The sequence below is a fragment of the Kitasatospora sp. NPDC059146 genome (assembly GCF_042786665.1).
GTDB lineage: Bacteria > Actinomycetota > Actinomycetes > Streptomycetales > Streptomycetaceae > Kitasatospora.
The window spans coordinates 1-1518 of sequence record NZ_JBHZCY010000252.1; the positions used below are offsets into that span (position 1 = coordinate 1).

Annotated in this window: 1 protein-coding gene and 1 pseudogene; both read left to right on the forward strand. The window is 79.0% G+C overall.

Annotated elements, in window-relative coordinates; translation table 11 throughout:
* A pseudogene (locus tag ACFXPX_RS43625) lies at positions 1-726 on the forward strand (hypothetical protein); the annotation flags it as partial.
* 123 nt (positions 727-849) lie between these two features.
* Positions 850-1518: NAD-dependent epimerase/dehydratase family protein (locus tag ACFXPX_RS43630; RefSeq protein ID WP_380645097.1), on the forward strand; the 669-nt coding region annotated here is incomplete at its 3' end.

A 1518-nucleotide genomic window follows, 5' to 3' on the forward strand; every position in this document is an offset into this window, starting at 1 on the left:
CTGCTGCCCGCGCTGACCGCGACCGCCCCGGCCGAGCCCGCCCCGCCGCCGTGCCGCCCGCCCTGCCCGGCGGAGCTCGGCCCGGTCCGCACCCCGCCCCCGCCGGCCGGCTCCCGGCTGCGCCCCGCCGCGCTCGGCCACGGGCTGGGCCTGGCCGCGCTGCTGCTGCTCCCGCTGGCGGCGCCGGGCCGGGACCGGCCGCTGGCCGCCGCCCTGGTGCTGGCCGCGGCGGTGTCGGCGGGCTCGGCGGAGCGGGCGGCCCGCTGGTACCGGCAGGTCGGCCGGGGGCACCTGGGGGCCGCCCGCACCCTGGCCGAGTTCCGGGCCCGGATGCGCCCGGTGCTGCCGGTCGCGGTCGCGCTGCACCTGGCCGTGCTCGCGGTGCTCAGCTACGCCGCGCTGGCGGTCCTCGCGGTGGTCGCGCCGCGCCCCGGGCCCGGCCACGGCGGCGGCCTGCTGCACCTGGCCGCCGAGCGGGCCGGCCCCGCGGCGTGGGCGGCGCAGGGCGTGCTGGGCCTGCTGCTGGTGCTGCCCGCGCTGCTGGCGCGCTGCGGCCGGACGACGGCCGCCGCGCTGGGTGCGCTGGCCGGGCCCGTCGCGACGGCGGTGCCGCTCGCCCTGGGCCGCCCCTGGCCGTCGGCCGTCCTGCTGGGCGGCGGCGCGGTCGCGGTGGTGCTGCTGGCCCACGGCTGGGCGCTGCTCGGCCGGGCCGGCGCGCACCGCTGACCCTCCGGTCGGAGCTTCCAGCTCTTCCGGACCTTTCGGACTTCTCAGACCCGTCAGATCTCGTTCGCTGTATTTCAGTCCGCCAGGTCGTCCCCGACCTCGCTTCGTGGAAGGACGCCCCCGATGAGGGTGCTGCTGCTGGGCGCCGACGGCTTCATCGGCCGCCGGGTGACCGATCGTCTGCTGATGGACCAGGAGTTGCAGGTGACGGTGCTCGGCCGGCGCGACTCGGCCGACATCCGCTTCGACCTGACCGCCGGGAGCCCGGGCGCCCTGGCCCGCTTCCTGGACGCGGTCGCGCCGCAGGTGGTGATCAACTGCGCGGGTGCCACCTACGGCAGCTCGCGGACCCTGATCCGGTCGAACACGCTGGCCGTCGCGACCGTCTGCGAGGCGATCCGGCGCAGCCGGGAGCCGGCCCGGCTGGTGCACGTCGGCTCGGCCGCCGAGTACGGGCCGGTGCCCGGCGGGGTGCCGGTGTCCGAGCAGGCCGAGCCGCGGCCGGTCGGCCCGTACGGGGTCTCCAAGCTGGCCGGGACGGAGCTGGTGCTGGCCTCCGGGCTGGACGCGGCGGTGCTGCGGGTGTTCGACGTGGTGGGCCCGGGGGCGCCGACCGCCTCGCTGTTCGGGCGCCTCGCCGAGGGGCTGCGGCGGGCGCTGGAGCGGGACGAGAACCAGGTGCGGATGCCGGACCTGTCCGGATACCGGGATTTCGTGGACGTGCGGGACGTCGCCCGGGCGATCCTGGGGGCGGCGGTCTCGGCCGCCCCCGGGGTGATCAAGGTGGGCAGC